The following is a 26037-nucleotide window of genomic DNA, read 5'->3' on the forward strand; positions in this document are numbered from 1 at the left end:
GAACAGGAAGGCCACTGCCGTGAAATCCGTTCCTTGTCTTTTTCTCCTCCTTTGCGGATGGGCTTCCATGCTGCTGCTGACTGGCTGCGACGGGCAGGCCGCCCCTGCCGACACGGTCCCCCGGGCCGTCAAACTGGAAACCGTGGGGGCGGCCGCATCGGTCGAAACCCGGTTCACCGCCGTGGTCCGCCAGGAGCAGCGCGCCCAACTGGGGTTCGAGGGCGGCGGCCGCATTGCCGAGGTCCGCGTGGACGTCGGTGATCGCGTGCGCAAGGACCAGCTCCTGGCCCGCCTCGATCCGCAGCCGGCGCGGCTGAAGTGGGAGCAGGCCGACGCCAGCGTCCAGGCCGCCGTGGCGGATCTGGACGAGCGCAGAAGCCAGCTGCGCCAGCAGCAGGCCCTGTTCGAGGATGGGTCCCTTTCCGCCGCGGCATTGATCACCAGCCGGACCGCGTTCGAGGCCGCCCAGTCCAAGGTGCGCGCGGCGGAATCCGACCGCGCCCTGGCCCGGCGCGCCTTGCGGCAGGCGGACATCCGCGCGCCGTTCGCGGGCACCGTGGTCGCGCGCTTGCTGCAACCGCAGTCGGATGCCGCGCCGGGTCAGGCCGTCCTGCAGCTCGATGGCGAGGGCCGTGCGCAGGTGCTGACCATGCTGCCGGCCGATGTGGGTGCCGGCCTGGCCCCGGGTGCCTCGGCGACGGCCTACCGCAGCGGGGAGGGTGACCGTCCGCTCGCACTGCGGCTTCGCAGCGTGTCGGCCCAGGTCGAAGGCGGCGCCACCGTGCAGGCGATTTTCGACCTGCCCGAACAGGAGCGGCTCCCGCGCAGCGGTGAAAGCCTGATGCTGGCGTTGCCCTCCGCGCCGGCTGGTCTGACCATTCCATAGACCGCTGTGGTTCCCGCCGCAGAAAAGGACAAGGCGGCTGTCTTCGTCCACGACGCGCTGACGGGGCATGTGCAGCGTCGCGAAGTGGTGCTGGGCCCTTTGGAGGGCACCCGCTTTCCTGTGCTTCAGGGGCTGGCCCCGGGCGAGCGCATCGTCAGCACGGGCGCCGCCTTCCTGGTCAATGGACAGGCGGTCGCTCTGTTTCGTCCTGAAACCCGCCTGGGTGCCGGTGTGCCGCAATGAACCTCACCCGTGCAGCCCTTTCCTCCAGCCGCCTGACGCTGTTCGCCGCGCTGTTCATTCTTGTCGCTGGCATCGTCGCTTTCTTGGATTTTCCCTCGCAAGAAGAGCCCTCGGTCACGGTGCGCGATGCCCTTGTCTCCGTGGCTTTCCCTGGCATGCCCAGCGAGCAGGTCGAGAACCTGCTGGCCCGTCCGACCGAGGAGCGCCTGCGCGAGATTGCCGGCATCAAGAAGATCGTCACGACGGTGCGCCCGGGCAGCGCGATCATCCAGTTGACGGCCTACGACGATGTCAAGGACCTCGGCGCCCTGTGGCAGCGGGTGCGTGCCAAGAGTCTCGAAGCCGGCACCGGCTTGCCGACAGGCGCGCTGGGCCCCTTCGTGGACGACGATTTCGGCCGCGTCTCGGTCGCCTCGATCGCCATCGTGGCCCCGGGCTTCAGCATGGGCGAGATGCGCGGCCCGCTGCGGCGCATGCGCGAGCAGCTCTATGCCTTGCCAGGGGTCGAGCGGGTGACACTGCACGGCTTGCAGGAAGAGCGCGTGTATGTCGATTTCGACCGGGGCCGCCTTCTCCAGGCGGGCCTCACGCCGGCCGCGGTGATCGCGCAGCTGCGCGCTCAGAACATCGTGGCGCCTGGCGGGCAGATCGCAGTCTCCGGTCTGGCGATGACCGTGGCCGTCTCCGGCGAATTGCGCACCCTCGATGACCTGCGCCAGTGCTTGGTGTCGGTCCCGGCCGGCAGCGGCCCTCGGGAGGTGCCGCTGTCCCAACTCGCCCAGGTGCAGGTCATGCCCGTTGATCCACCGGAGAGCGCCGCCATCTACCAGGGGCAACCCGCGGTGGTGGTGGCGGTGTCGATGGCCCCCGGCAGGAACATTGCCGCGTTCGGGAAGGCGCTGCGCCAGAAGCTCGACGAGACCGCCACCTTGCTGCCTGCGGGCTTCGAGCAGCACATCGTGACCTTCCAGGCCGACGTGGTCGAGCGGGAAATGGACAAGATGCACCACGTCATGGGCGAGACGGTGGCCATCGTCATGGCGGTCGTCATGCTGTTCCTGGGTTGGCGCACCGGCCTGATCGTGGGCGCCATCGTGCCGCTGACCATTCTCGGCGCGCTGGTGGCGATGCGCGCGCTCGGGGTGGAACTGCAGACGGTCTCGATCGCCGCGATCATCCTCGCGCTCGGCCTGCTGGTGGACAACGGCATCGTCATCGCGGAGGACATCGAGCGCCGGCTCGGCATCGGCGAGGACCGCCGGGCCGCCTGCATCGCCGCCGGCCGCACGCTGGCGCTGCCGCTGCTCACGTCGTCGCTGGTGATCGTGCTGGCGTTCTCGCCGTTCTTCCTGGGCCAGACCAGCACCAACGAATACCTGCGGTCGCTCGCGATCGTGCTGGCGACGACGCTGCTGGGCTCGTGGCTGCTCAGCCTCACCGTCACGCCCTTGCTGTGCCTGTATTTCGCGCGGGCGCATGCGGCCGACGCATCGGGGGGCGCGGCCTACGATTCCGCGTTCTACCGGGGCTATCGCCGGGCCATCGAAAGCCTGCTCGCGCACAAGCCCTGGTTCGTCGGGGCGATGCTGGCGCTGCTGGCCGGCGCCATCGCGGTCCTCGCCAGCATTCCGTACGACTTCCTGCCGAAATCGGACCGCCTGCAGTTCCAGATGCCGGTCAACCTGCAGCCCGGCAGCGATTCCCGCCAGACGCTGCGGACCGTGCAGGCGATCAGCCAGTGGTTCGCCGACAAGACGGCGAGCCCGGAAGTGGTGGACAGCATCGGCTACGTCGCTGATGGCGGGCCCCGCATCGTGCTGGGCCTGGCGCCGCCGCTGCCTGCGGCGGGCATGGCCTACTTCACGGTCAGCGTTCGGGCGGGCACCGACATCGACGCGGTCATCGCCCGCACCCGCGCCCATCTTCGCGCGCAGCATCCCGAAGCGCGTGCCGAACCCAAGCGCTTTTCGATGGGATCGACCGAGGCGGGCGTGGCGATCTACCGCGTGATCGGGCCGGACGAGACCGTGCTGCGGGGAGCTGCCGAGGCGATCGCCCAGGCCCTGCGCGCTTTGCCCGGTACCGAGGATGTCTACGACGACTGGAATGCGCGGATTCCCCACTACCAGGTGCGCGTCGACCCACTGAAGGCGCGCCGCGCCGGCGTGACCAGCGAGGGCATCGCCCAGGCGCTGCAGATGCGGTACAGCGGCACGGACGTGTCGATGGTTCGCGACGATGGCGTCAACGTGCCGATCGTGCTGCGCGGCGATGCGGGCGAGCGCGCCGGGCACGGCGATCCGGGCGACACCCTGGTGTCTCCGCAGGGCGGCGGATCGCCCGTGCCGCTGGCTTCGGTAGCCACCGTCGTGAGCGGCACCGAGCCGTCCGCCATCGTGCGCCGCAACCTGAGCCGTGCCATCACCGTGACCGGCCAGAACCCCGGCCTGACGGCCACCGAGATCGTCAGCCGCCTTGCCGGCCCCGTGGCGGCGATCCGGTTGCCGCCCGGCTACCGCATCGAGCTGGGGGGCGAGATCGAGGACTCGCGGGAAGCCAACGGCGCCTTGCTGCAGTATTTTCCGCACGCGCTGGGTGCCATCCTGCTGTTGTTCGTCTGGCAGTTCAACTCGTTTCGCAAGCTGTTCATCGTGATGGCGAGCGTGCCGTTCGTGTTGATCGGCGCAGCGCTGGCGCTGCTCGTCACGGGGTATCCCTTCGGCTTCATGGCGACGTTCGGGCTGCTGGCGCTGGCGGGCATCATCGTCAACAACGCGGTGCTGCTGCTCGAGCGCATCGAGGAAGAGCTGAGCGAGGGCCTGGAGCGCCGCGAAGCGGTGGTGGCCGCGGCCATCAAGCGGCTGCGGCCGATCGTGATGACCAAGCTCACCTGCATCGTCGGGCTGGTTCCGCTGATGCTGTTCGCCGGCCCTTTGTGGACGGGCATGGCCATCACCATGATCGGCGGCCTGGCGCTGGGCACGCTGGTGACGCTGGGGCTGATTCCCGTTCTCTACGATCTGCTCTTTTCCTTGCGCATCGGCCGCGATGGTGGCGGTTCATCGCGTGGGCCGGGAGCCGCTTCGTGAGGGCCGAGCGTGCGGGTGTGCCCGGCCGTCCTGCCGGTCAGCCGCGTGCGGAAAGAATGGCCTGCCACGCGTCCACCGCGGCCAGCACGGCGGCTTTTTGCACGCCGTGCGCGAAGCGGAAGGCATCGCCCGACACCGTCTCGTCCGGGAACTCGGTGATGAGCGTGACCGGCGCACCGCGCGGGTTCTCGGACTGCGTGCAGGCCGTGCCATGGATCACCTCGAACGGCAACGCGCCCGCGTGGCGTTCGTACAGCGCCATCTGGCGGGCGTTGTACTCGGGCAGGCCGGGGACGCCCTGCAGCGCGGCGGCCACCCGCTCCAGCAGCGCGCGGCCTTCGGCCTGCCAGCCCGGGTGGTGGCGCAGGATCAGAAAGAACCCCTTGGGCACCGTCCACAGGCCGAAGCCGCGCGGCACATAGCCGGAAAGGGGCCGGGTCCACTCGTGCGCGGGGTAGCCGTGCAGGTTGATGTGCAATTGCGCGCCGGAAAGGGCCAGGGCCTGTTCGCGGGCCTCCCGCTCGTACAGCGGCGCGGTCTCGCGGTATTCGATGTCGTCGCCCAGCGCGCTGTAGCGCGCGGCATGCTGCATGTGGTGGGCGTGGTGCGCACCCAGTTCGCGGTGCAGCGCGTAGCCGTCGGGGTTCTCCAGCGCGATGAGGGCGAAGTGCGCGCCGGGCCGCTCATGCAGCGCCTCGGCCGCGCGCAGGGCCCCCACGACGCCGGAGGTCTCGTTGGCGTGCTGGCCGCCGCTCAGCAGGATCGGGGCCTCGGTGCCGGTGCGGTACACGCCCAGCACCTCGCGCCCCTGGCGGCTGCGGGCGGAAAAGCGCTGGCCGCCCAGTTGCTCCATGGCTTGCGCGATGCGCTCGGGCGGCGGGGCCTGGCCCATGTCGTCCAGGGCCTACCCGGCCGTGGTGTCCGCCCAGGCGCCGGCGTCCTGTGCGGCCACGTCGAAAGCGCGCAGCGCGATGCGCAGGCGCGGCGGGCCGTCGTGTTGGCGGATGTCGGGCACGATCTGCCCGGGCTGCAGCCGGCGGTCGCCCGCCGGGCGGCCGGAGTGCTGCTGAAAGAACTCGAGCAGCGAAAAATACAGGTCTTCGTGCAGGGCCTCGTGCAGGCTCATGCATTCGTGCGGCGTGGACAGCGGCTGCTCGAAGCCCGGCAGGTCGACGCGGATGTCCAGCCGTTCGAAGTAGGGCTCCTGCGCGGGCCAGGGGTGCTTCCGCAGCGTGTGCATGGCGTGCGCGAAAAGGTCTTCGAAATCGGTGGATTCGGCCGCCTCCTGGTTGCCGCCTGGCGCGCCGGACGCGTCCACGCGCAGCCAGCCCGTGGGCGACAGCAGCGGGTCCGGGCCGGTGGGGTCTTCGTGCACCCGGTTCGGCGCGAAGACCCGATCGACCGTTTCGCGGCCATCGCGAAAGCGCAGCGCCACGCTGTAGTGCAGGTCGTCGGCCCCGGGTTCGAACCGCAGGTCGCACCCGGCCAGCAGGTCGGCCAGCGGATAGGCCTCCAGCAGAAAACGCCCGGGCGAGCCCGTGGCCGGCACCGGGTAGCGCACCGTGACGGCGGCCAGCTGGGCGGCATCGACCTCTTCCAGAAAGTAGTGCACCAGCGGCTTGTAGGCACTGCGAAAGCGCGCCACCACGCCCACCGCCGCCAAGCGCTGCTCGGCCGCGCGCCGCGCGGCCACGCCCTCGAACAGCCAGCCTTCGATGCGGGCGCCGCGAAACACGGGTTGGCCGAAACGCTCCACCCAGGCGGACAGGGTGCGTGGAAAGGTCTGGTCCAGCAAGGGACGGTGGGGGGCGAAAGAGGCCATGCGATTCGGTACCTGCGGCGCCCCGGCGATGGGGCTAAAGGAAAAGACCGCCCATTGTCATCGGGGTGCAGCCGCCGCGGTGTACAGGCCGGACGCCGCACGGGGCGGATGCACGACGATGTTGCTGTACCCGCGGTAGGTGCCGTTCTTGAGCTCGTCCGTCACCCAGACGATCCATTCGGGCTGGCGGCCCTTGCCGTGATCGATGGTGCCCACGACCTCCAGGCGGAAGAACTGCTCCGGGGTTTCCACCTGGACGGCGGTGCCTTCGGACTGTGGCGTGCCGGGCAGCAGCGCTTGGAGCGTGTGCTTCTTGCCATCGGCGCGATTGCGCAGCGACGAGGGGAACGACCGCAGGTCCAGTTTTTCGTACAGGGTTTTGCCCTGCTTGCCGGAGGCGGCGGCCTTCTGCGCGACGAAAGGCTTGCCGGCGATCACGCGGATGCTGTCGCACAGCCGGTATTCGCTGCGGATCTCGAAGTTGCGGGTCGACTCGACCGGTTGGCTCTTTGACAGCAGGTCTGAATATTCGAGGCAGTTCTTGGCCGACGCGCCGTTGTCGAACGCGAGCGGCGTGCGCTCCGCCGTGAGCGAGGCCTTGAGGTTCTGCAGCGCCGAGAGCAGTTCCGGGTTGGTGACATGCACCACGCCGGTCGTGTTGTCGGCGGCAGGCGTGGCATTGGCGGCATGCAGGGCACCGGAAACCATCACGGCGGTGGCCAGGGCGATCCATTGTTTCATTTGACTTTCTCCAGCAGGGCGGCTTCCTTGCCGCGGCGGGTGGGGTACACGTCCCCGAAGTTCTTGAGAAGTTTGACCGCTTCGGTCCAGTCCTGTTCGGTGACGGCCTTCCAGAACTTCGGCGTGGCCGCATCCAGGTTGACGCCGTACTGGAACGACACCGACGCGATGACGGTCTGCGCTTCCGCAGGCAAGTCGATGAAGTTCTTCTTGGCGGCCGTGGCCGAGTCGTACTTCAGCTTCACGCTGGCGATGTGGCTGGCCTTGGTGGCCTTGTCGATGGATTCGGCCTCGGCGGCGGTGATCGTCAGCGGGGTCTTCTCGATCAGCGTCTTGGCGTCGGCGCCCTTGGTGCCGAGGTAGGGTTTGAGCTTGGTGACCAGGCCGCTGGCCAGGCCCAGGTTCTTCAGATCGCTCTCGGAGCGTTGGCCCAGGTCGAACCCGGTTGCGATGGTCACGCCGCTCTTGCTCACGTTGGCCGCCGGCACGTAGCCGGTGGTCAGCGAGCCGCCCTCCAGGGCGCTCAGGAAGGCATAGTCGATTTGTTCTGGCATGTCTGGTGGATGAAGGGGATCGGTGGCTGCCGCACTCGTTGGAATGGGCCGGGGGCGGGGCGCCGAAAATCGCCCACGCAATGAATGCAAGCGGGCCGCAGCGTCGTGCCGCGGGCCGAAGATATCATCGAAAAAGGTCGGCAAATCGTGGATGTTCTCCTGGCTCGCAGGTGATGCCTGCGTCAATGTTGTCCAAACATTTCATTCGTAACAGGCTGAGGAAAACATCGACATGGCAACACAACTGTGGCAGTTCTGGGTGGACCGTGGCGGCACCTTCACCGACGTGGTGGGCCGCAGGCCCGACGGCACCCTGGTCACGCACAAGCTGCTGTCCGAAAACCCCGGGCACTATCGCGATGCCGCGGTGGCTGGCATCCGCCACCTGCTGGGCCTGGCGCCCGGCGCGCCCGTGTCGCCCAAGCAGGTGGAGTGCGTGAAGATGGGCACCACCGTGGCCACCAACGCGCTGCTGGAGCGCAAGGGCGAGCCCACGCTGCTGGTGACCACGAGGGGCTTTCGCGATGCGCTGCGCATCGCCTACCAGAACCGCCCCCGCCTGTTCGACCGCCGCATCGTGCTGCCCGAGCTGCTGTACAGCCGCGTGATCGAGGCGCAGGAGCGCGTGGGTGCCCATGGCGAGGTCGAGCAGGCGCTGGACGAGGCCCACCTGCGCGAGCGCCTGTGGGCCGCCCACGACGCGGGCCTGCGCAGCGTGGCCATCGTGTTCATGCATGGCTACCGCTACACCGCGCACGAGCAGGCGGCGGCCCGCCTTGCGTGCGAGGCGGGCTTCACGCAGGTGAGCACCTCGCACGGCACCAGCCCGCTGATGAAGTTCGTGAGCCGGGGCGACACCACGGTGGTCGATGCCTACCTGTCGCCCATCCTGCGCCGCTACGTGGAGCAGGTGGCGGCCGAGATGCCGGGCGTGCCGCTGTACTTCATGCAGTCGTCGGGCGGGCTCACCGATGCGCACCGTTTCCAGGGCAAGGACGCGATCCTCTCCGGCCCGGCCGGCGGGATCGTGGGGATGGCGCGCACGGCGGAGCTGGCCTTCGCGGGCCAGGCGCACGGTGCCGGCGGGGCCGCGGGCCCAGGCGATTCGGTGCGCGTGATCGGCTTCGACATGGGCGGCACCTCCACCGACGTGAGCCACTACGCGGGCGAGTTCGAGCGCGAGTTCGAAACCCAGGTGGCGGGCGTGCGCATGCGCGCGCCGATGATGAGCATCCACACCGTGGCCGCAGGCGGCGGCTCGCTGCTGGAATACGACGGTGCGCGCTTTCGCGTGGGCCCGCAGAGCGCGGGCGCCAACCCGGGGCCGGCCAGCTACCGCCGGGGCGGGCCGCTGGCCGTGACCGATGCGAACGTGATGGTGGGCAAGATCCAGCCCGCGCACTTTCCGCACGTGTTCGGCCATGGTGGCGACGAGCCGCTCGATGCGGCCGTGGTGCAGGCCCGCTTCGACGACCTTGGGGCGCAGGCCGGCCGTCCCGCGCACGACGTGGCGCACGGCTTCATCCAAATCGCGGTGCAGCAGATGGCCAATGCCATCAAGAAGATCTCGGTCGCACGGGGTTACGACGTGACGCGCTACACCCTGCAGTGTTTCGGCGGCGCGGGCGGGCAGCATGCCTGCCTGGTGGCCGATGCGCTGGGCATGCAGCGCGTGTTCGTGCACCCGCTGGCCGGCGTGCTGTCGGCCTACGGCATGGGCCTGGCCGACCAGAACCTGATCCGCGAGCAGGCAGTGGAGGCGCGCCTGTCGCCCGAGGCCCTGGGCGGCATCGCCCACACGCTGGATGCGCTGGCCGAGGCGGCCCGGGCCGAGATGGCACAGCAGCAGCAAGGCGGTGCGCCGGTGTCGGTGCGCCGCCGGGTGCATGTGCGGTACGAGGGCTCGGATGCGGCGCTGGTCGTGCCCGTCGGCGACGTGCCGGAGGTGCCGGCCATCACGGCGGGTTTCGAGGCGGCGTACCGCCAGCGCTTCGCCTTTCTCATGCGGGGCCGGGCGCTGATCGTGGAGGCGGTCTCGGTCGAGGCGGTGGTGGCCGGCGACGCGCCGGTCGAGCCGATGCAGGCCCTGCACCCGCCGCGCGAGGCGCCGCGCCGTGGCACCGTGCGCATGTACACCGTGGGCGTGGACGGCGTGCCCGCGTGGCACGACGCGGCCCTGGTGGTGCGCGAGGACCTGCGCCCCGGCGACGTGATCGCCGGCCCGGCCATCATTGCCGAGAAGAACGCCACCACCGTGGTGGAGCCGGGCTGGCAGGCCGCGCTGACGGCCCTCGACCACCTGGTGATCGACCGCACCACCGCGCGCAGCGTACGGCATGCGCTGGGCACCACGGTGGACCCGGTGCTGCTGGAGGTGTTCAACAACCTCTTCATGAACATCGCAGAACAGATGGGCCTGCAGTTGCAGAACACCGCGCACTCGGTGAACATCAAGGAGCGCCTCGACTTCAGCTGCGCGCTGTTCGACGCCCAGGGCCACCTGATCGCCAACGCGCCGCACATGCCGGTGCACCTGGGCTCGATGGGCGAGAGCATCAAGGCGGTCATCCACCGCAATGCCGGCCGCATGCAGCCGGGCGACGTGTACGTGCTGAACGACCCGTACCACGGCGGCACGCACCTGCCGGACATCACCGTCATCACGCCCGTGTACCTGGCCGAAGAGGCCGAACCCACGTTCTACGTCGGCAGCCGCGGCCACCATGCCGACGTGGGCGGCATCACCCCCGGCTCGATGCCGCCGTTTTCCACGCGCATCGAGGAAGAGGGCGTGCAGATCGACAACATCAAGCTGGTGGAGCGCGGCGTGTTGCGCGAGGCCGAAATGGTGGCCCTGCTGCAAAGCGGCGAATACCCCAGCCGCAACCCGCAGCAGAACCTGGCCGACCTGAAGGCGCAGATCGCCGCCAACGAAAAGGGCGTGCAGGAGCTGCGGCGGATGGTGCAGCAGTTCGGCCTGCCCGTGGTGCAGGCCTACATGGGCCATGTGCAGGACAACGCCGAGGAGTCGGTGCGCCGGGCCATCACCCGCCTGGCCGCCCGGCTCCAGGACGGCGCCTTCACCCTGCCGCTGGACAACGGCGCGCAGATCCAGGTCGCGGTGCGCGTGGACGCCGCCGCCCGCAGCGCGGTGATCGACTTCACCGGCACCTCGGCGCAGCAGGCGAACAACTTCAACGCGCCCACGGCGGTGTGCATGGCCGCGGTGCTGTACGTGTTCCGCTCGCTGGTGGACGACGACATTCCGCTGAACGCCGGCTGCCTCAAGCCGCTGCAGGTCATCATCCCGCCCGGCTCCATGCTCAACCCGTTGCCGCCGGCGTCCGTGGTGGCGGGCAACGTGGAAACCTCCACCTGCATCACCAATGCGCTGCTGGGCGCGTTGGGCGTGTCGGCGGGCAGCCAGTGCACGATGAACAATTTCACCTTCGGCAACGACCGCCACCAGTACTACGAGACCATCTCGGGCGGCAGCGGCGCCGGTGGGGTGTTCGGCGACGACGGGGACTGCGTGGACGGTTTCGACGGCACGAACGTGGTGCAGACGCACATGACCAACTCGCGCCTGACCGATCCGGAGATCCTGGAGTTCCGCTTTCCGGTGCGGCTGGAGAGCTATGCCATCCGCGCCGATTCGGGTGGAGCAGGGCTCTGGAAGGGCGGCAACGGCGGTGTGCGCCGGGTGCGGTTTCTCGAACCCATGACGGCCGGCATCCTCTCGAACGGGCGCCGCCACGGCGCGTTCGGCATGGCGGGCGGCCAGCCGGGGCAGCCGGGCATCAACCGCGTGGTGCGTGCGGACGGCCGGGTGGAGGTGCTGGAGCACATCGGCCAGGCGCAGATGGAGCCGGGCGATGTGTTCGAGGTGCACACGCCGGGTGGCGGCGGCTTCGGCGGGGCGGGTTCTTGATTCGAGCGGAAAAGGCCGCCAGCGCAGATTCCACTAGGGCATCACGCTATTGAATTGGTAGCGTTCGGCTGTGTCCAGCCACCGATGCCGCTCGTCCGGTACGGACCGTTCGGCATGTGGTCAAACAGGCCGTGGCGGCATATTCTTCTAGGGCATATTGCTATAAATTTGGTAGCAAATGCGTCAAAGAAGGCGCCGAGAAACACGCCGAGAAGATGCGCCGACGATCGCCTCAGGAGTCTCGGTCGGTGCTCTCGTGCAGGCGGCTCAGGCTGGGCGGCACGTTCTGGCCGGCCCGGCGCGCGCGGAACAGGGCGGCGCGCATCAGGAAGATGTTGGTCACCGGCACGGTGACCGCCACGAACAGGCCGATGAGCAGCGCGTGCAGCGCCAGCCCGGCGCCCTGGACCGAAAAGTACAGCAGCGTGGCCAGCACGATGCACCAGCACCCGAGGGTGGCGATCACGGACGGCGCGTGAACCCGCTCGAAGTAGGTCGGCAGGCGCAGCAGCCCGAGCGACCCCAGCAGGGCGATGCCGCACCCGGCCAGCACCAGGGCCGCGATGGCGATCTCGGCCCACAGGGGCAGGGTGGTGGCGGTCATTCGATCACCTCGCCGCGCAGCAGGAACTTGGCCATCGCCGTGGAGCTGGCAAAGCCCAGCAGCGCGATCAGCAGCGCCGCCTCGAAGTAGTTCGTGCTGCCGTAGTAGATGCCCAGCACCAGCATGCACAGCATGCCGTTCAGGTACATGCAGTCCAGGGCCAGCACCCGGTCCTGCGCCGACGGGCCCTTGAGCATGCGCACCAGGGCGCAGGACATCGCCAGCACCAGCAGGAAGACGGCGACCGGCAGTGCGAGGGACAGGATGGAACCGTTGGTCATGATTCGAAAATCTCCATCAGGGGGCGCTCGTAGCGCGTTTTGACGTGATCGATGGCGGCCTGCTTGTCGTCCAGCTCCAGCACGTGCAGCATCAGCACCGAACGGTCCAGCGACAGTTCGGCCCACGACGTGCCGGGGGTGATGCACACGATCATCGCCAGCACCGCCAGGGCGTTTGGGTCGCGCATCTCCAGTGGAATCTGCACGAAGCCCGGCGGGTGCGGCCGATGGCCCGATGGCGTCACCAGAAAGCGCAGCAGCCGCAGGTTGGAGACCACGCTGTCGGCGATGACGGACGCCACCAGCCGCAGCACGGTACCGGGCCGGCGGATGCGCACCGGCAGGGGCCGCAGGCCACGCGTGAGCACCGGGATGGCGATGGCCACGCACGCCGCCAGCACGAGCTGCCCGGCACTCACCGAGCGGTTGAGCATCAGCCACATCACGAACAGCGCCACGGACAGCAGCGGGGCCGGGAACAGGCGCTTCATGGCGTTTCCTTCGCGGGCGGCTGCGCCGGCGTGACCGGCCCGGGCACGGGCCGCGCCGACATCACCGCGCGGATATAGCTGGACGGGGTGTGCAGCGCGTTGGCGGTGGCCTGCGTGAACCGCATCACCGCGCCGGCGTACAGCGTGAGGCCGATGCACCCGGCCAGCAGCAGCGCGATCGGCAGGCCTTCCAGCACGCGCAGCTGGGGCGGGCGGCGGTCGTGCGTGGTCCAGAAATAGCGGATGCCGGTGCGGGTGAGGGCGATCAGCGCGAACAGGCCAGTGACGATCATCAGCGCCAGCAGCACCCATCCCGGCGTGCCGGGCTGGTAGCCGGACGACGAACCCAGGCCCAGCGGGTTGAGCAGCGCCGTCAGCATGGCGAACTTGCCCACGAAGCCCGACAGCGGCGGCAGCCCGGCGATCACCAGCGTGCACAGCAGGTAGGCCAGGCCCAGGAAGGCGGCGGCGGCGGGAATGACCCGGCCGATCAGCACGGTCTCGTCCTCGTCGAGGTTCAGGCCCGCGGCGGGCACCAGCTCGGCCGTGAGGAAGGGCGCGTCGTCGTGCCGCTCGTGCGGCGCGAGCGTGGCGCCGTCGTTGCGCCAGCGGTCGATCAGGTCGCCCAGCAGGAACATCGCGCTGATCGCCAGCGTGGAGCTGGGCAGGTAGTACAGCAGCCCGGCGGTCAGCACGTTCTGCCCGAAGCCGGCCGCCGCCAGCAGCGTGCCGGACGAAAGAATGGCCGCATAGCCCGCCAGGTGCGTGAGCCGCTGCGACCCCAGCATGCCGATGCCGCCGAAGGCCATGGTGATCATGCCGCCGCCGATCAGCCACAGGCTGCCGAACAGCGCGGAGGCGCCGGCCTCGCTGCTGAACATGAGCGTCCACAGCCGCAGGATGGTGTACACGCCCACCTTGGTCATCAGCGCGAACAGCGCGCCGGCCGGCGCGGTGGCGGCGCTGTAGGCCGGCACCAGCCAGAAGTTGAGCGGCCACATCGCGGCCTTGATGAGGAAGGCCGTGGCCAGGATGGCCGCCGCCGCGTGCAGCAGGCCCCGGTCCGCCGCCGCCACCTTCGGGATGCTCTGCGCCAGATCGGCCATGTTCAGCGTGCCGGTGATGCCGTACAGCATCGACACGCCGATGAGGAACAGCGACGAGGCCGCCAGGTTGATGGCGATGTAGTGCAGCCCGGCCTGTACCCGAGTGCGTCCGGAGCCGTGCAGCAGCAGCCCGTAGGAGGCGGCCAGCATGATCTCGAAGAACACGAACAGGTTGAACAGGTCAGCGGTGAGGAACGCGCCCGCCAGCCCCATCAGCTGGAACTGGAACAGCGGGTGGTAGTGCACCCCGGCGCGGTGCCAGCGCGCGGCCGCGAAGACGATGGAGCACAGGGCGACGGCACTGGTCAGCACCAGCATCATGGCCGAGAGCCGGTCCAGCGCCAGCACGATGCCGAATGGCGCGGGCCAGTTGCCCGGCAGATACACGCCCATGGTGGTGGGCACGGTGGCCTGGGCCGTCCACAGCAGCAGCGCCGTGGCCACCACCAGGCCGAGGAAGGTGGATGCGATGTTCAGGCCCAGCTTGAGCCGCTGGCGCTCTTCGCGCAGCAGCAGCATCAGCGCGGCGGTGAGCAGCGGCAGCACGATGGGCACCAGCATCAGGTGCGGCATCCATGCGGAAAGGGCGTGCGCGAGGGCCGGGGTCACGGCATCTCCTGCACGTCGTGCGAGCGCGTGCCGTCCACATGGTCGGTGCCCGACATGCCGCGCGATGCCAGCAGCACCACGAGGAACAGCGCCGTCATGGCGAAGCCGATCACGATGGCAGTCAGCACCAGCGCCTGCGGCATGGGGTCGGCATAGTGCAGCAGGTCCTTCGGAACACCTTCCACCAGCACGGGCTCCTTGTTGATGGCCAGGCCCAGGCGGCCCATGCTGAAGATGAACAGGTTGACCGCATACGACAGCAGGGCCAGGCCCATGATGACCTGGAAGGTCCGCGGGCGCAGCAGCAGCCACACGCCGGAGCCGGTGAGCACGCCGATGGCAATGGCGAGAACGATTTCCATCAGCGGGCTCCTCCTTCGGGGGCGGTGGCGTCGGGGCTGGCCGCCAGTTCGGCCTCGCGCTCCTCGGCCAGGCGCGCGTGGTAGCGGTGGCCCCGCACCGATTGGTGAGCGATGGCGGTGAGGATCAGCAGCGTCGAGCCGACGACCAGGGTGAAGACGCCGATGTCGAAGAACAGCGCGCTGGCGATGTGGATCTCGCCGATCACCGGCAGGTGCAGGTGCGCGGTGTGGCTGGTCAGGAACGGGTAGCCCAGCGCGATGGCGCCCAGCCCGGTGCCCAGGGCGAACAGCAACCCCGTGCCGATCCAGCGGCGCGGGTACAGCGGCAGATGCGCCTCGACCCAGTGCGTGCCCGAGATGATGTATTGCAGCAGCAGCCCCACCGACAGCACCAGCCCGGCCACGAAGCCGCCGCCCGGCTCGTTGTGGCCGCGCATGAACATGTAGAACGACACCAGGGCCGTGAACGGCAGCAGCAGCCGCACCAGCACGGCGGGCACCATCAGGTAGCCGATGGCGGTGTCGGTCGCATTGCGCGGATTGAGCAGGTCGGTCTGCAGGTCGGCCGGCATGTTGCGCTGCTGCTCGGGCAGGTCCATGGTCTCGCGCGCGGGGCGGAAGCGGCGCAGCAGCGCATACACCGTCAGGGCGACGATGCCCAGCACCACGATCTCGCCGAAGGTGTCGAAGCCGCGGAAGTCCACCAGCATCACGTTGACCACGTTGGTGCCGCCGCCCTCGGTCTGCGCGCGCTCCAGGAAGAAGGTGGAGGTGCTCTCGGGGAACGGCCGGCTCATCATGGTGAAGGCCAGCCACGCCATGCCGCCGCCGGCGGCCAGCGCCACCGCCATGTCGCGCAGCCGCCGTGCCCGCACGATGCCCGGGTGGGTGGTGTCCACGCCGCGCAGCCGCTCGTCGCGCCGGGGCAGCCAGCGCAGGCCCAGCAGCACGAGCACGGTGGTGACGATCTCCACCACGATCTGCGTGAGCGCCAGGTCGGGCGCCGAGAACCACAAAAAGGTGATGCAGGTGCACAGGCCCGCGCCGCCCATGAGCGTCAGCGCCGCCAGCCGGTGGTACTTGGCCTGCCACGCGGCGGCCACCGCGCAGATCGAGCCCAGCGTCCACAGCACCACGAAGGCCGGCGACAGGGGCAGGGTGCCGCGGTCGCCGAGTTGCAGGCCCTGCGTCCACAGCGGCAGGGCCGCGCCGGCCAGCGCCGCCAGCACCAGCCACAGCATCTGCCACTGCAGCCGCGGCGTGGCCATCAGCCGCCGCCCGTTGTGCCCGCACAGCGTGAGCCAGGTGAGGGCGATCTCGAACAGGCGCCGTCCGCTCACGCGGTAGATGAGCGGGGGCGCATCCACCTTGCCGGCGGCGCGCTGGCGGCGCAGCAGAAGGTAGAGCGCGGTGCCGCCGCCCAGGGCGACCAGGCTCATCACGAAGGGGGTATTGAAGCCGTGCCAGATGGCCAGGCTGAACTCGGGCAACGGGCCGCCGACCACCGGCCGCGCCGCCGCGTCCAGGTACCGGCCCACCGACCACGCGGGAAAGATGCCGACCACCAGGCAGGCCAGCACTAGCAGTTCCACCGGCACGCGCATCCAGTGCGGCGGCTCGTGCGGCTGGCGCGGCAGGTCTTGCGCGCGCGGGCCCCAGAACACGTCCACGATGAACCGCAGCGAATAGGCCACGCTGAACACGCCGGCCAGCGTGGCGGCGACGGGCAGCACGGTCGCCACCAGCGGCGAGGCGTCGAGGAACACCGTCTCGGCGAAGAACATTTCCTTGGACAGAAAGCCGTTGAGCAGCGGCACGCCCGCCATGGAGGCGCTGGCCACCATCGCCAGGGTGGCCGTCACCGGCATCATGGTGCGCAGCCCGGACAGGCGCCGGATGTCGCGCGTACCGCTTTCATGGTCCACGATGCCTGCCGCCATGAAGAGCGAGGCCTTGAAGGTGGCGTGGTTCATGATGTGGAACACCGCCGCCACCGCCGCCAGCGGGCTGTTCAGCCCCAGCAGCAGCGTGATCAGGCCCAGGTGCGAGATCGTGGAATACGCCAGCAGCCCCTTGAGGTCGTTCTGGAACATGGCCGCATAGCCGCCCACCAGCAGCGTGCACACGCCCGCGCCGCCCACCAGCCAGAACCAGGGCTCGGTGCCGCCCATCACGGGCCACATGCGCGCCAGCAGGAAGACGCCGGCCTTCACCATCGTGGCCGAGTGCAGGTAGGCCGACACGGGCGTCGGCGCGGCCATGGCGTTGGGCAGCCAGAAGTGGAAGGGAAACTGCGCGCTCTTGGTCAGCGCACCCAGCAGCACCAGCACCAGGGCCGTCAGGTACCACGGGTGGTTGCGGATCTGCTCGCCGGCGGCCAGCACATGGTCGAGGTCGTAGCTGCCCACGATGTGCCCGATCACCAGCATGCCGGCCAGCATGCACAGCCCGCCCGTGCCCGTCACCGTGAGCGCCATGCGAGCGCCTCGGCGTGCGTCCTGGCGGTGGTACCAGTAGCCGATCAGCAGGAAGGAGAACAGGCTGGTGAGTTCCCAGAAGAAGGCCAGCTGGATGATGTTGCCCGACAGCACCACGCCGGCCATCGCCCCCATGAACGCCAGGAAGAACGAGAAGAAGCGCGGCACCGGATCGGCCGGCGACATGTAGTAGCGCGCATACAGCACCACCAGCGAGCCGATGCCCAGGATCAGCATGCAGAACATCCAGGCGAATCCGTCCATGCGGATCACCAGGTTCAGCCCCAGCGCGGGCAGCCAGGGGATTTCCTGGCGCAGCACCCCGCCCGCGGCGATCTCCGGAAAATACAGCGCGGCCTGCACCGCACAGAACAGCGCGATCGCACCGGCGAGCGTGGATTCGGTGTTGCGCGCGTTCGACGGCAGCACCGCCGCCAGCAGGCTGCCGATGAAGGGGAGGAGGACGAGGAGGATCAGGGGCATGCCCGGACGATTCTACGGGCATGCCTTGCCGGACATGCTATGAATACCCTAGCAGAGCCCGGAGATTGGGCGTGCTGCGGGCTCGCAATCCGTTGGGTGTCTAACGCGACGCGCCCGCCATGGGCGGCGATGGGACGGCTGCGGCCGGCGCGCCGCCGAGCGAGGCACCGTTCACCGTGAGGCCTTCGCTGGACAGGCGCGCGGCGGAGGCCTTGCCCAGGCCCGGGACGCGGCCGACGAGGTCCGGCCAGTTCTGGAACGGACCTTTCTCCCGGGCCTGGAGAATCCTGGCCGACAGTGCCGGGCCGATGCCTTTGACCCCGTCGAGGTCGGCGACGGACGCCGTGTTGACCTCCACCGCCGCCATGGCGGCGGCGCAGTGAACGGCTGCGGCCATGGCCATGGCGATCAGCAGGGCCTTGGTACCCCTCAGCCTCATAGCTCTTCCACCCGCCGGGCGGGGTAGCTGTCCCAGGTCTGGCAGCCAGGGCACTGCCAAAAATGCTGCCGCGCCTCGAAGCCGCAGGCCGCGCAGCGGTAGCGGGTGAGCGGCTTGGTCGCCTGATCCAGCGCCTTTTGCACCTGGGGATGGAACTGCTCGTGCTCCAGTGTTTCCTGCGCCAGCCACTTCGCGGCCGCCACCAGCGAGGGCTCCTTGTCCAGATGGCGCACGTACCACTGCGGCCCGGGCCGGGACGCGTCGCCCGAGGCGGCGTCCATCGACACGATGGCCTCCAGCATGTCCAGCGACGGCGCCCGCTCGTAATGGCCCAGCAGCAACTGGTAGGTTTCCTCGGCGCGCTGGGTGGCTGCGCCCACCTCGACCAGCAACGGGGCGGCCAGGGGCAGGGCGCCGGGCGATTCGCGCGACAGTTCCAGCAGCGTGGAAAACGCCTGTTCCGGCCGGCCGCAGCGGTGGTGCAGGCGGGCCAGTTCGATGCGCGGGCGGGGCGCGTGGGGCGCGGCGGCCACGGCCTCTTCGAACTGCGCCTGCGCGGCTTCCTGGTCGCCTTGCGCGGCCCGCGCGATGGCCTGCTCGCACAGGTAGTGGGCCTGCCGCGTGCTGAAGTCGCCCTGGTGCGATCCGTGCATCTTGCGGGCGATGGCCGCCGCCTGCGGCCAGTCACGCGAGCGTTCGTAGATGGCCAGCAGGGCCAGGCGCGACTGGCTCTCGAACGGCGTGTTCTCCAGTCGCCGCAGGGCATCCTCGGCGCGGTCGAGCAGGCCGGCCTTGAGGAAGTCCAGGGCCAGCGCATGCTGTGCCCGGTCGCGGTCGGTACGGCTCAGGTCGCCGCGTGACAGCAAGTGCTCGTGCACGCGGACCGCGCGGTTGTACTCGCCCCGGCGGCGAAAGAGGTTACCCAGCGCGAAATGCAGCTCGGACGTGTCCGGATCGTTCTGCACCGCCTCGATGAACGCATCGATCGCTTGGTCCTGCTGCTCGTTGAGCAGGAAGTTCAGGCCTTTGAAATAGGCCTTGGGCGCGCGGCGGTTCTCCTCGCGCAGTTGGCGCAGGTCGAAGCGGGAGGCGAACCACCCCAGCACGAACGCCAGCGGCAGGCCCAGCAGCAGCCAGCTGAAATCAAATTCCATGGATGGAGGGCGGTTGTTGTTGCAGGTCCGGCACGGCTGGGGCCGCGACCGGTGCGGGGGCCGGGGCTTCAGCCGGCAACGCGGCCTGTGCGCGCCGGGCGGCGCTGCGGTGCTTCCACCAGCGGGGCACCATGCCCAGCACGCCCACGACGACCCCGGCCGCGAAGGCCGTCAGCACGACGAGCACCAGGGGGGCGCTCCAGTGCGTGCCGAAAAAGAAGTGCACGGTGGCGTCTTGCTGGTTGTTCAGTGCAAAAGCGAACAGGGTAAAAAAAATGGCTGCCTTGAGCAGCCACAGGAGGTATTTCATGCGTCTCCCCGGTGGTGTGGGGGCATTCTACGGGCACGCCGTGGCGCGCCTGCCATCTGCGCCGATACCCGTGCCATGGGCTCCTGGCGCTTGACAGCCAAGCGCAGGCAGCTATCAATTTTGATGTTTTTGCGCCGGTGCATCGACGATGCCCATTTCGACCGTGCGCTGGTCTACGGCTTCGCGCAGGGCCTTGCCGGGCTTGAAGTGGGGCACGCGCTTTTCCGGGATCGCCACGGCTTCGCCGCTGCGGGGATTGCGGCCCATGCGGGGTGGGCGGCGGTTGACCGAAAAGCTGCCAAAACCCCGGATCTCGATGCGGTGGCCGCGCACCAATGCGTCGCCCACGGCGTCCAGAATGGTCTTGACGGCGTATTCGGCATCGCGCTGGGTGAGCTGGCTGAACCGTGCTGCCAGTTCTTCAACGAGGTCTGATCGGGTCATGGAATCCTAGTCTTTGCAACCTGGGAAACAGAACAAAAAGAAGCGGGCGCACGAGGCGCCCGCCATTCACAACCGCCGAAGCGGTCGTTGCCTGACTCTCGGATTACTTGTCCGAGTTGTCCAGCTTGGCGCGCAGCAGGGCGCCCAGGCTGGTCGTGCCGGCGCTTTCGCGGCTCGATTGCTGGCTCAGGTTGGCCATGGCGCCTTGCTCGTCGGCCATGTCCTTTTGCTTGATCGACAGCTGGATGTTGCGGGTCTTGCGATCCACGTTCACCACCACGGCCGTGACTTCATCACCTTCCTTGAGCACATTGCGGGCATCTTCCACGCGGTCGCGGGAGATTTCTGAAGCGCGCAGGTAGCCGATGATGTCTTCGCCGAGGTCGATTTCAGCGCCACGGGCGTCCACGGTCTTGACCTTGCCGGTCACCGTCTGGCCCTTGTCGTTCACCGTCACGAAGGTGGTGAATGGGTCGCCGTCGAGCTGCTTGATGCCCAGCGAAATGCGTTCGCGGTCCACGTCCACGGCCAGCACGATCGCTTCGACTTCCTGGCCCTTCTTGTAGTTGCGAACGGCGGCTTCGCCGGTTTCGTTCCACGACAGGTCGGACAAGTGCACCAAGCCGTCGATGCCGGCAGCCAGGCCCACGAACACGCCGAAGTCGGTGATCGACTTGATCGGGCCCTTGACGCGGTCGCCGCGCTTGGTGTTCTGCGCGAACTCTTGCCATGGGTTGGCCTTGCACTGCTTCATGCCCAGGCTGATGCGGCGCTTGTCTTCGTCGATCTCGAGGACCATGACTTCGACTTCGTCACCCAGCGACACGAGCTTGGAAGGAGCGATGTTCTTGTTGGTCCAGTCCATTTCGGAGACGTGCACCAGGCCTTCGATGCCGGGTTCCAGTTCCACGAATGCGCCGTAGTCGGCAATGTTCGTGACCTTGCCGAACAGGCGGGTGCCCGAAGGATAGCGGCGCGAAACGCCCATCCATGGATCGTCGCCCATTTGCTTGAGGCCCAGGGACACGCGGTTCTTTTCGGTGTCGAACTTGAGGATCTTGGCCGTGATTTCCTGACCGGCCGTGACCACTTCCGAAGGATGGCGAACGCGGCGCCATGCCATGTCGGTGATGTGCAGCAGGCCGTCGATGCCGCCCAGGTCCACGAACGCACCGTATTCGGTGATGTTCTTGACCACGCCCTGAACGATGGAGCCTTCCTTGAGGGTTTCCATCAGCTTGGCGCGCTCTTCGCCCATGGAGGCTTCCACCACCGCGCGGCGCGACAGCACCACGTTGTTGCGCTTGCGGTCGAGCTTGATGACCTTGAATTCCAGGGTCTTGTTTTCGTAAGGCGTCAGGTCCTTGATCGGACGCGTGTCGATCAGCGAACCTGGCAGGAAGGCGCGGATGCCGTTGACCAGCACCGTGAGGCCACCCTTGACCTTGCCGCTGGTCGTGCCGGTGACGAATTCGCCGGATTCCAGGGCCTTTTCCAGCGCCAGCCAGGAGGCCAGGCGCTTGGCGGTGTCACGCGACAGGATGGTGTCGCCGTAACCGTTTTCGATCGAGCCGATGGCCACGGAGACGAAATCGCCCACTTGGACTTCGACTTCGCCCTTATCGTTCTTGAACTCTTCCAGGGGCACGTAGGCTTCGGACTTGAGGCCGGCGTTCACCACGACGAAGTTGTGTTCCACGCGCACGACTTCGGCGGTGATCACTTCGCCCGGACGCATTTCGGTGCGTGTCAAGGACTCTTCGAAAAGGGCGGCAAAAGATTCAGACATGTATTTCCTAAAGCCGCAAACAGGGTTCCGACAGCACCATCGCCATCGTTTTTAGAGCTGCCTGCGGAGGTTTTTTGCGGCAAAACCGCGGTTAGGTTGGAGAACCGCACGGTCTGGGCACTGGGTGCCTGTGGGGCCGGGCGGGCCTGTCCGGGGCGTGAGCCTCGGGTTGCAACCCCGTGCCTAGGTGGCGAAGGGCTGTCGTTCCTGCCACCAGGCAAGTACCTGCTCGACAGCCGCATCGACCGTGAGCGAGGAGTTGTCCAGAACCAGGGCATCCTGCGCCGGCTTCAAGGGCGCAACGCTGCGGGAACTGTCCCGGGCGTCGCGCGCCTCCAAATCGGCGCGAAGGTCTGCGATGCTAGCCGAAATCCCCTTTGAAATCAACTGTTTATGCCGGCGTTCGGCCCGGCATGCCGCGCTGGCGGTCAAGTAGACCTTCAATGCGGCCTGGGGAAAGATCACGGTGCCCATGTCGCGCCCGTCCGCCACCAGCCCCGGAAGCCGCCGGAAGCTGTGCTGCAGGGCCACCAGGGCCTCGCGCACGGCGGGCAGTGCGGAGACGCGGGACGCATTCATGCCCGCTTCTTCGGTGCGGATGGTATCGGTCACATCGTCGGCGCCGAGCCAGATCCGCCCGCCTTCGAAACGCACGGGCAGCCCGCGTGCGAGCGTGGCGATGCGCGGCTCGTGCGCCGCATCGATCTGCAGACCCGCCCGCAGGGCCGCCAACGCCGCGATGCGGTACATGGCGCCCGAGTCCAGAAACCGGTAGCCCAGCCGCTGCGCCACGGCGGCCGCCACGGTGCCCTTGCCGGATGCGGTGGGGCCGTCGATGCAGATCACCGGAATGCGTTCCGTGGGGGTGTACGTGACGGAAAACAGCGCCTCGAAATAATCCGGAAACGTCTTGGCCACGCACTTGGGGTCTTGGATGCGAACGGGCAACGCCGCCGGATTGAAGGCCGCCAGTGAAAAGCACATGGCCACGCGGTGGTCGTCGTAGGTGTGGATGCTGGCGGCCCGCCAGCCGTCAGGCGCAGCCGGGGGCGTGATGCGCAGGAAGTCCGTGCCTTCTTCCACCGAGGCGCCGAGCTTGCGCAGCTCGGTCGCCATGGCGGTGAGTCGGTCGGTTTCCTTGACGCGCCAACTGGCGATGTTGCGCAGAGTGGTCGTGCCTTCGGCATACAGGGCCATGACGGCCAGCGTCATGGCGGCGTCGGGAATGTGGTTGCAGTCCAGGTCGATGGCCTTGAGCGGCCACGCGCCGCGGCGGATCTTCAGCCAGTTGGGCCCACCCGTGACCTGTGCGCCCATGGCCTGCGCGGCCTCGATGAAGCGGATGTCCCCCTGGATGGAGTCTTGCCCCACGCCCAGGATCTGCACGCCGTCGTCTTGCTCGGCAACGCCGGCAATGGCGCCCAGCGCAATGAAATAGCTGGCCGAAGACGCGTCGGCCTCGACGTGGATGCTCCCGGGCGAACGGTATCGACTGCCGGCCGGAATGGTGAACCGCTGCCACTGGTCATGCCGCACATCGATGCCGAACCGCGCCAGCAACTGCAGCGTGATGTGGATGTAGGGCCGGGAGATCAGCTCGCCCACCACCTCGATCACCACGTCTTGCTGGACGGCGACCAGCGGCAGGGCCATCAGCAGGGCGGTGAGGAACTGGCTCGACACGTCCCCGCGCACGGGAATGGGCTTGGACAGCGACAGCGGCGGCACGCCTTGGGCGTGTGCGATGCGAAGGGGCGGAAACCCTTCGTTGCCAAGGTAGTCGATGCGGCAGCCGAGCTGGCGCAGCGCATCCACCAGGTCACCGATGGGCCGCTCGTGCATGCGCGGCACGCCGGACAGTTGGAACTCGCCGCCCAGCAGTGCCAGCGCGGCCGTCAGCGGGCGCATCGCCGTGCCGGCATTGCCCAGGAAGAGTGCGGCTGGGGCGCTCGCGGATTGTGTGCCCAGCCCCGTGATGCGCACGCTGGCGCCTTGCTCGTCCACCGTGCAACCCAGTTGCCGCAGTGCATCGAGCATGACCCGGGTGTCATCGGATGCCAGCAGGTCGTGGATTTCCGTGGTGCCTTCGCTCAGTGCTGCCAGCAGCAAAACACGGTTGGAAATGCTTTTGGAGCCGGGAAGCTGGATGGCTCCACCCGCCGTGGTCAGGGGCGGGAGGTCGAGAAACTCGGTGCTGAACATCAGGAATTTTGGGTGGGTGTGCGCTGTGCGCCCATGCGCCAGTGCGCACGGGTTTCGCTGGCCAGGGTGATCAGGTCTTCCAGCGCCTGGGAGTTGCCCTGCTGCATGGTCTGCTCCAGCTGCTGCAACGCCTGCTGGAAGAGCCGCGATTGCGCCAGCAGCTCTTCGCGGTTGGACAGCAGAATGTCGCGCCACACCTTGGGGTCGCTGGCCGCGATGCGGGTGAAATCGCGAAAGCCCGGTCCTGCCAGGGAAAGGAACAGGTCGCCATGGTCTTGCGCCGTGATGCTGTTCATCATGGCGAAGGCCAGCAGATGCGGCAGGTGGCTGACGGACGCGAAGGCGGCGTCGTGCGACTCTGGCGACATGCTTTGCACCCGGCAACCCAGCGTGCGCCACACTTCTTCGGCCTTTTGCAGATGGGCGGTCAAGGTGCGCTCGGTCGGCGTGAGGATGACCTGGCGACCGCTGTACAGCTCGGCTTCCGCATATTCCACGCCGGACACCTCGCGCCCGGTGATCGGGTGGGCCGGAACGAAGGAGCCGACCTGGTCGCGGAGGGCGCGGCGTGCGGCCTGCACCACATCGGCCTTGGTCGAGCCCACGTCCATGATCAGCATCTGCGGTGTGACGAGGTGCTTGATGGCCTTGAGCGTGGCCTCGGTCGCGGCCACGGGGACGGCCACGAGCACGATGTCGGCGCCCGCCACGGCGAGCAACGCGGACGGTGCCTCGACATCGATCACGCCCATCTGGCGGGCGCGGTCGGTGGTGGACGGCGACTTGCTGTACCCGACTACGCGCTTGACGAGGCCGGCCTTCTTCATGGCCAGGGCGAACGACCCGCCCATCAGGCCGCAGCCGATCAACCCCAGTTGTTCAAACATGGCGGGCCCGCTCATGGCGCGACCGGGTAGGTGCCCAGCACCTTGTAGAACGCGCACAGCGCACGCAGTTCTTCGAGGGCCCGTGCCACATGGGGCAGGGACGGGTGGCCGTCGAGGTCGATGTAGAAGTAGTACTCCCACTGGCCCGTGCGGGCCGGCCGGGATTCGAATCGGGTCATCGACACGCCATGGGTCTTGAGCGGCACCAGCAGGTCGTGGACCGCGCCGGGACGGTTGGGCACCGAGATGACCAGGCTGGTGCAGTCCTTGCTCGACGGCGGTGGCGTCTGCAGCGTGTGCGGCAGGCAGATGATGGCGAACCGGGTGCGGTTGTAGGCATCGTCCTGAATGGCATGCGCGACCAGGTGCAGGCCGAATTGCGTGGCGGCACGTTCGCTCGCAATGCCCGCCCACGCCGGATTGGTGGCGGCCAGCCGGGCCCCTTCCGCATTGCTGGACACCGGGCGGCGTTCCGCGTGGGGCAGGTGCTTGGAGAGCCATCCCTGGCATTGCGCCAGCGCCTGCGGGTGTGCCAGCACCGCTTCGATGCCTTCGAGCGAGTCGGACTGCCGCATCAGGTTGTGGCGCACCAGCAGGCTCACTTCGCCGACCACGTGGCAAGGCGTGTGCAGGAACAGATCGAGCGACCGGGTCACCACGCCCTCGACCGAATTTTCCACGCCGACCACGCCGTACTGCGCGCTGCCCGCCGCCGTGGCGTGGAACACTTCGTCGAAATTGGCGCAGTACATGAGGTCGGCTGCGCCACCGAAGAACTCCACGGCCGCCTGCTCGCAGAAGGTGCCGGCCGGGCCGAGCACGGCCACCCGCTGCGGGGACTCGAGTGCCAGGCAGGCGGACATGATCTCGCGCCAGATGGCCGCGACATGCGGCCCTTTCAATGGGCCGGGATTGGCGGTCTGGATCTTCTCGATGACCTGGGCCACCCGGTCGGGACGAAAGAAGGGCGTGCCTTCGCGCTTCTTGATCTCGCCCACCCGTTCGGCGACCAGGGCGCGCTGGTTCAGCAGTGTGAGCAGCTGCTGGTCGATGTTGTCGATTTGGACGCGCAGGCTGGCGAGGTCCGGAGAGGCTTGCGGGATGGTCATGAAAGGTGTGGGGGCGTTTTCTCT

Annotated in this window: 20 protein-coding genes and 1 pseudogene; 4 read left to right on the plus strand and 17 right to left on the minus strand. The window is 68.3% G+C overall.

Annotated features, from left to right (window positions below):
• Positions 1-67 precede the first annotated feature (67 nt).
• From AVKW3434_RS01280 to AVKW3434_RS01290, 3 genes are read left to right on the plus strand one after another with little or no spacing between them, the layout of a single operon-like run.
• Complete coding sequence (locus AVKW3434_RS01280) at positions 68-886, plus strand: efflux RND transporter periplasmic adaptor subunit (protein WP_284403724.1); 819 nt, start codon at positions 68-70, stop codon at positions 884-886.
• A gap of 6 nt (positions 887-892) precedes the next feature.
• Positions 893-1129: a hypothetical protein gene (locus tag AVKW3434_RS01285; RefSeq protein ID WP_284403726.1), complete on the plus strand. Its 237-nt coding sequence runs from the start codon at positions 893-895 to the stop codon at positions 1127-1129.
• Complete coding sequence (locus AVKW3434_RS01290; protein WP_284403728.1) at positions 1126-4218, plus strand: efflux RND transporter permease subunit; 3093 nt, start codon at positions 1126-1128, stop codon at positions 4216-4218. Before AVKW3434_RS01285 ends, AVKW3434_RS01290 begins: the two co-directional genes overlap by 4 nt.
• Before the next feature lie 37 nt (positions 4219-4255).
• Here the strand turns inward: AVKW3434_RS01290 and AVKW3434_RS01295 are convergent.
• The 3 genes and pseudogenes from AVKW3434_RS01295 to AVKW3434_RS01305 all read right to left on the minus strand — a co-directional run bounded on the left by AVKW3434_RS01295 (position 4256) and on the right by AVKW3434_RS01305 (position 7335).
• Positions 4256-6040: pseudogene (locus AVKW3434_RS01295) on the minus strand (M14 family metallopeptidase).
• A gap of 57 nt (positions 6041-6097) precedes the next feature.
• Positions 6098-6781 (minus strand): hypothetical protein, encoded by a 684-nt coding sequence (locus AVKW3434_RS01300; protein WP_284403730.1) that lies wholly within the window; start codon positions 6779-6781, stop codon positions 6098-6100.
• Positions 6778-7335: a pesticin C-terminus-like muramidase gene (locus AVKW3434_RS01305; RefSeq protein ID WP_284403732.1), complete on the minus strand. Its 558-nt coding sequence runs from the start codon at positions 7333-7335 to the stop codon at positions 6778-6780. The genes AVKW3434_RS01300 and AVKW3434_RS01305 overlap by 4 nt, the downstream gene beginning before the upstream one ends.
• 232 nt (positions 7336-7567) lie before the next feature.
• On the opposite strand from AVKW3434_RS01305, the gene AVKW3434_RS01310 reads away from it, so the two are divergent.
• Positions 7568-11266, plus strand: coding sequence for a hydantoinase B/oxoprolinase family protein (locus tag AVKW3434_RS01310; protein ID WP_284403734.1), 3699 nt, complete (start codon positions 7568-7570; stop codon positions 11264-11266).
• A 232-nt stretch (positions 11267-11498) separates the two neighbouring features.
• On the opposite strand, the gene mnhG is transcribed toward AVKW3434_RS01310, so the two are convergent.
• The 14 genes from mnhG to pheA all read right to left on the minus strand — a co-directional run bounded on the left by mnhG (position 11499) and on the right by pheA (position 26013).
• Entirely contained in the window at positions 11499-11870 is a 372-nt protein-coding gene (gene mnhG / locus AVKW3434_RS01315; protein ID WP_284401042.1) for a monovalent cation/H(+) antiporter subunit G, read from the minus strand.
• Positions 11867-12151 (minus strand): K+/H+ antiporter subunit F, encoded by a 285-nt coding sequence (locus tag AVKW3434_RS01320; RefSeq protein ID WP_284403736.1) that lies wholly within the window; start codon positions 12149-12151, stop codon positions 11867-11869. Before AVKW3434_RS01320 ends, mnhG begins: the two co-directional genes overlap by 4 nt.
• Entirely contained in the window at positions 12148-12642 is a 495-nt protein-coding gene (locus tag AVKW3434_RS01325) for a Na+/H+ antiporter subunit E (protein WP_284403739.1), read from the minus strand. The genes AVKW3434_RS01320 and AVKW3434_RS01325 overlap by 4 nt, the downstream gene beginning before the upstream one ends.
• The gene (locus AVKW3434_RS01330; protein ID WP_284404575.1) at positions 12639-14321 is read right to left on the minus strand and encodes a monovalent cation/H+ antiporter subunit D; all 1683 of its coding nucleotides are present in this window, start codon (positions 14319-14321) and stop codon (positions 12639-12641) included. The genes AVKW3434_RS01325 and AVKW3434_RS01330 overlap by 4 nt, the downstream gene beginning before the upstream one ends.
• A 32-nt stretch (positions 14322-14353) precedes the next feature.
• Positions 14354-14719 (minus strand): Na+/H+ antiporter subunit C, encoded by a 366-nt coding sequence (locus AVKW3434_RS01335; RefSeq protein WP_272568874.1) that lies wholly within the window; start codon positions 14717-14719, stop codon positions 14354-14356.
• Complete coding sequence (locus AVKW3434_RS01340; RefSeq protein ID WP_284403740.1) at positions 14719-17679, minus strand: monovalent cation/H+ antiporter subunit A; 2961 nt, start codon at positions 17677-17679, stop codon at positions 14719-14721. Before AVKW3434_RS01340 ends, AVKW3434_RS01335 begins: the two co-directional genes overlap by 1 nt.
• Positions 17680-17779: 100 nt before the next feature.
• Complete coding sequence (locus AVKW3434_RS01345) at positions 17780-18118, minus strand: ComEA family DNA-binding protein (RefSeq protein ID WP_284403743.1); 339 nt, start codon at positions 18116-18118, stop codon at positions 17780-17782.
• On the minus strand, positions 18115-19272 hold the full coding sequence (gene lapB / locus AVKW3434_RS01350) for a lipopolysaccharide assembly protein LapB (RefSeq protein ID WP_284401038.1): 1158 nt from the start codon (positions 19270-19272) through the stop codon (positions 18115-18117). Before lapB ends, AVKW3434_RS01345 begins: the two co-directional genes overlap by 4 nt.
• Entirely contained in the window at positions 19262-19582 is a 321-nt protein-coding gene (locus AVKW3434_RS01355; protein WP_272568882.1) for a LapA family protein, read from the minus strand. The genes lapB and AVKW3434_RS01355 overlap by 11 nt, the downstream gene beginning before the upstream one ends.
• A gap of 114 nt (positions 19583-19696) precedes the next feature.
• A complete protein-coding gene (locus AVKW3434_RS01360) occupies positions 19697-20026 on the minus strand; it encodes an integration host factor subunit beta (RefSeq protein ID WP_284401037.1) in 330 nt (109 codons plus the stop codon).
• Positions 20027-20129: 103 nt separating this feature from the next.
• Positions 20130-21815, minus strand: a complete 1686-nt coding sequence (rpsA, locus tag AVKW3434_RS01365; protein WP_092739611.1) for a 30S ribosomal protein S1 — start codon at positions 21813-21815, stop codon at positions 20130-20132.
• A gap of 183 nt (positions 21816-21998) precedes the next feature.
• Positions 21999-24017, minus strand: a complete 2019-nt coding sequence (locus AVKW3434_RS01370; RefSeq protein ID WP_284403744.1) for a bifunctional 3-phosphoshikimate 1-carboxyvinyltransferase/cytidylate kinase — start codon at positions 24015-24017, stop codon at positions 21999-22001.
• The gene (locus tag AVKW3434_RS01375) at positions 24017-24904 is read right to left on the minus strand and encodes a prephenate dehydrogenase (RefSeq protein WP_284403746.1); all 888 of its coding nucleotides are present in this window, start codon (positions 24902-24904) and stop codon (positions 24017-24019) included. The genes AVKW3434_RS01370 and AVKW3434_RS01375 overlap by 1 nt, the downstream gene beginning before the upstream one ends.
• Positions 24905-24915: 11 nt before the next feature.
• A complete protein-coding gene (gene pheA / locus AVKW3434_RS01380) occupies positions 24916-26013 on the minus strand; it encodes a prephenate dehydratase (protein WP_272547924.1) in 1098 nt (365 codons plus the stop codon).
• Positions 26014-26037 lie beyond the last annotated feature (24 nt).

Source organism: Acidovorax sp. SUPP3434 (assembly GCF_030159015.1).
In the GTDB taxonomy this organism is placed as follows: Bacteria; Pseudomonadota; Gammaproteobacteria; order Burkholderiales; family Burkholderiaceae_C; genus Paracidovorax.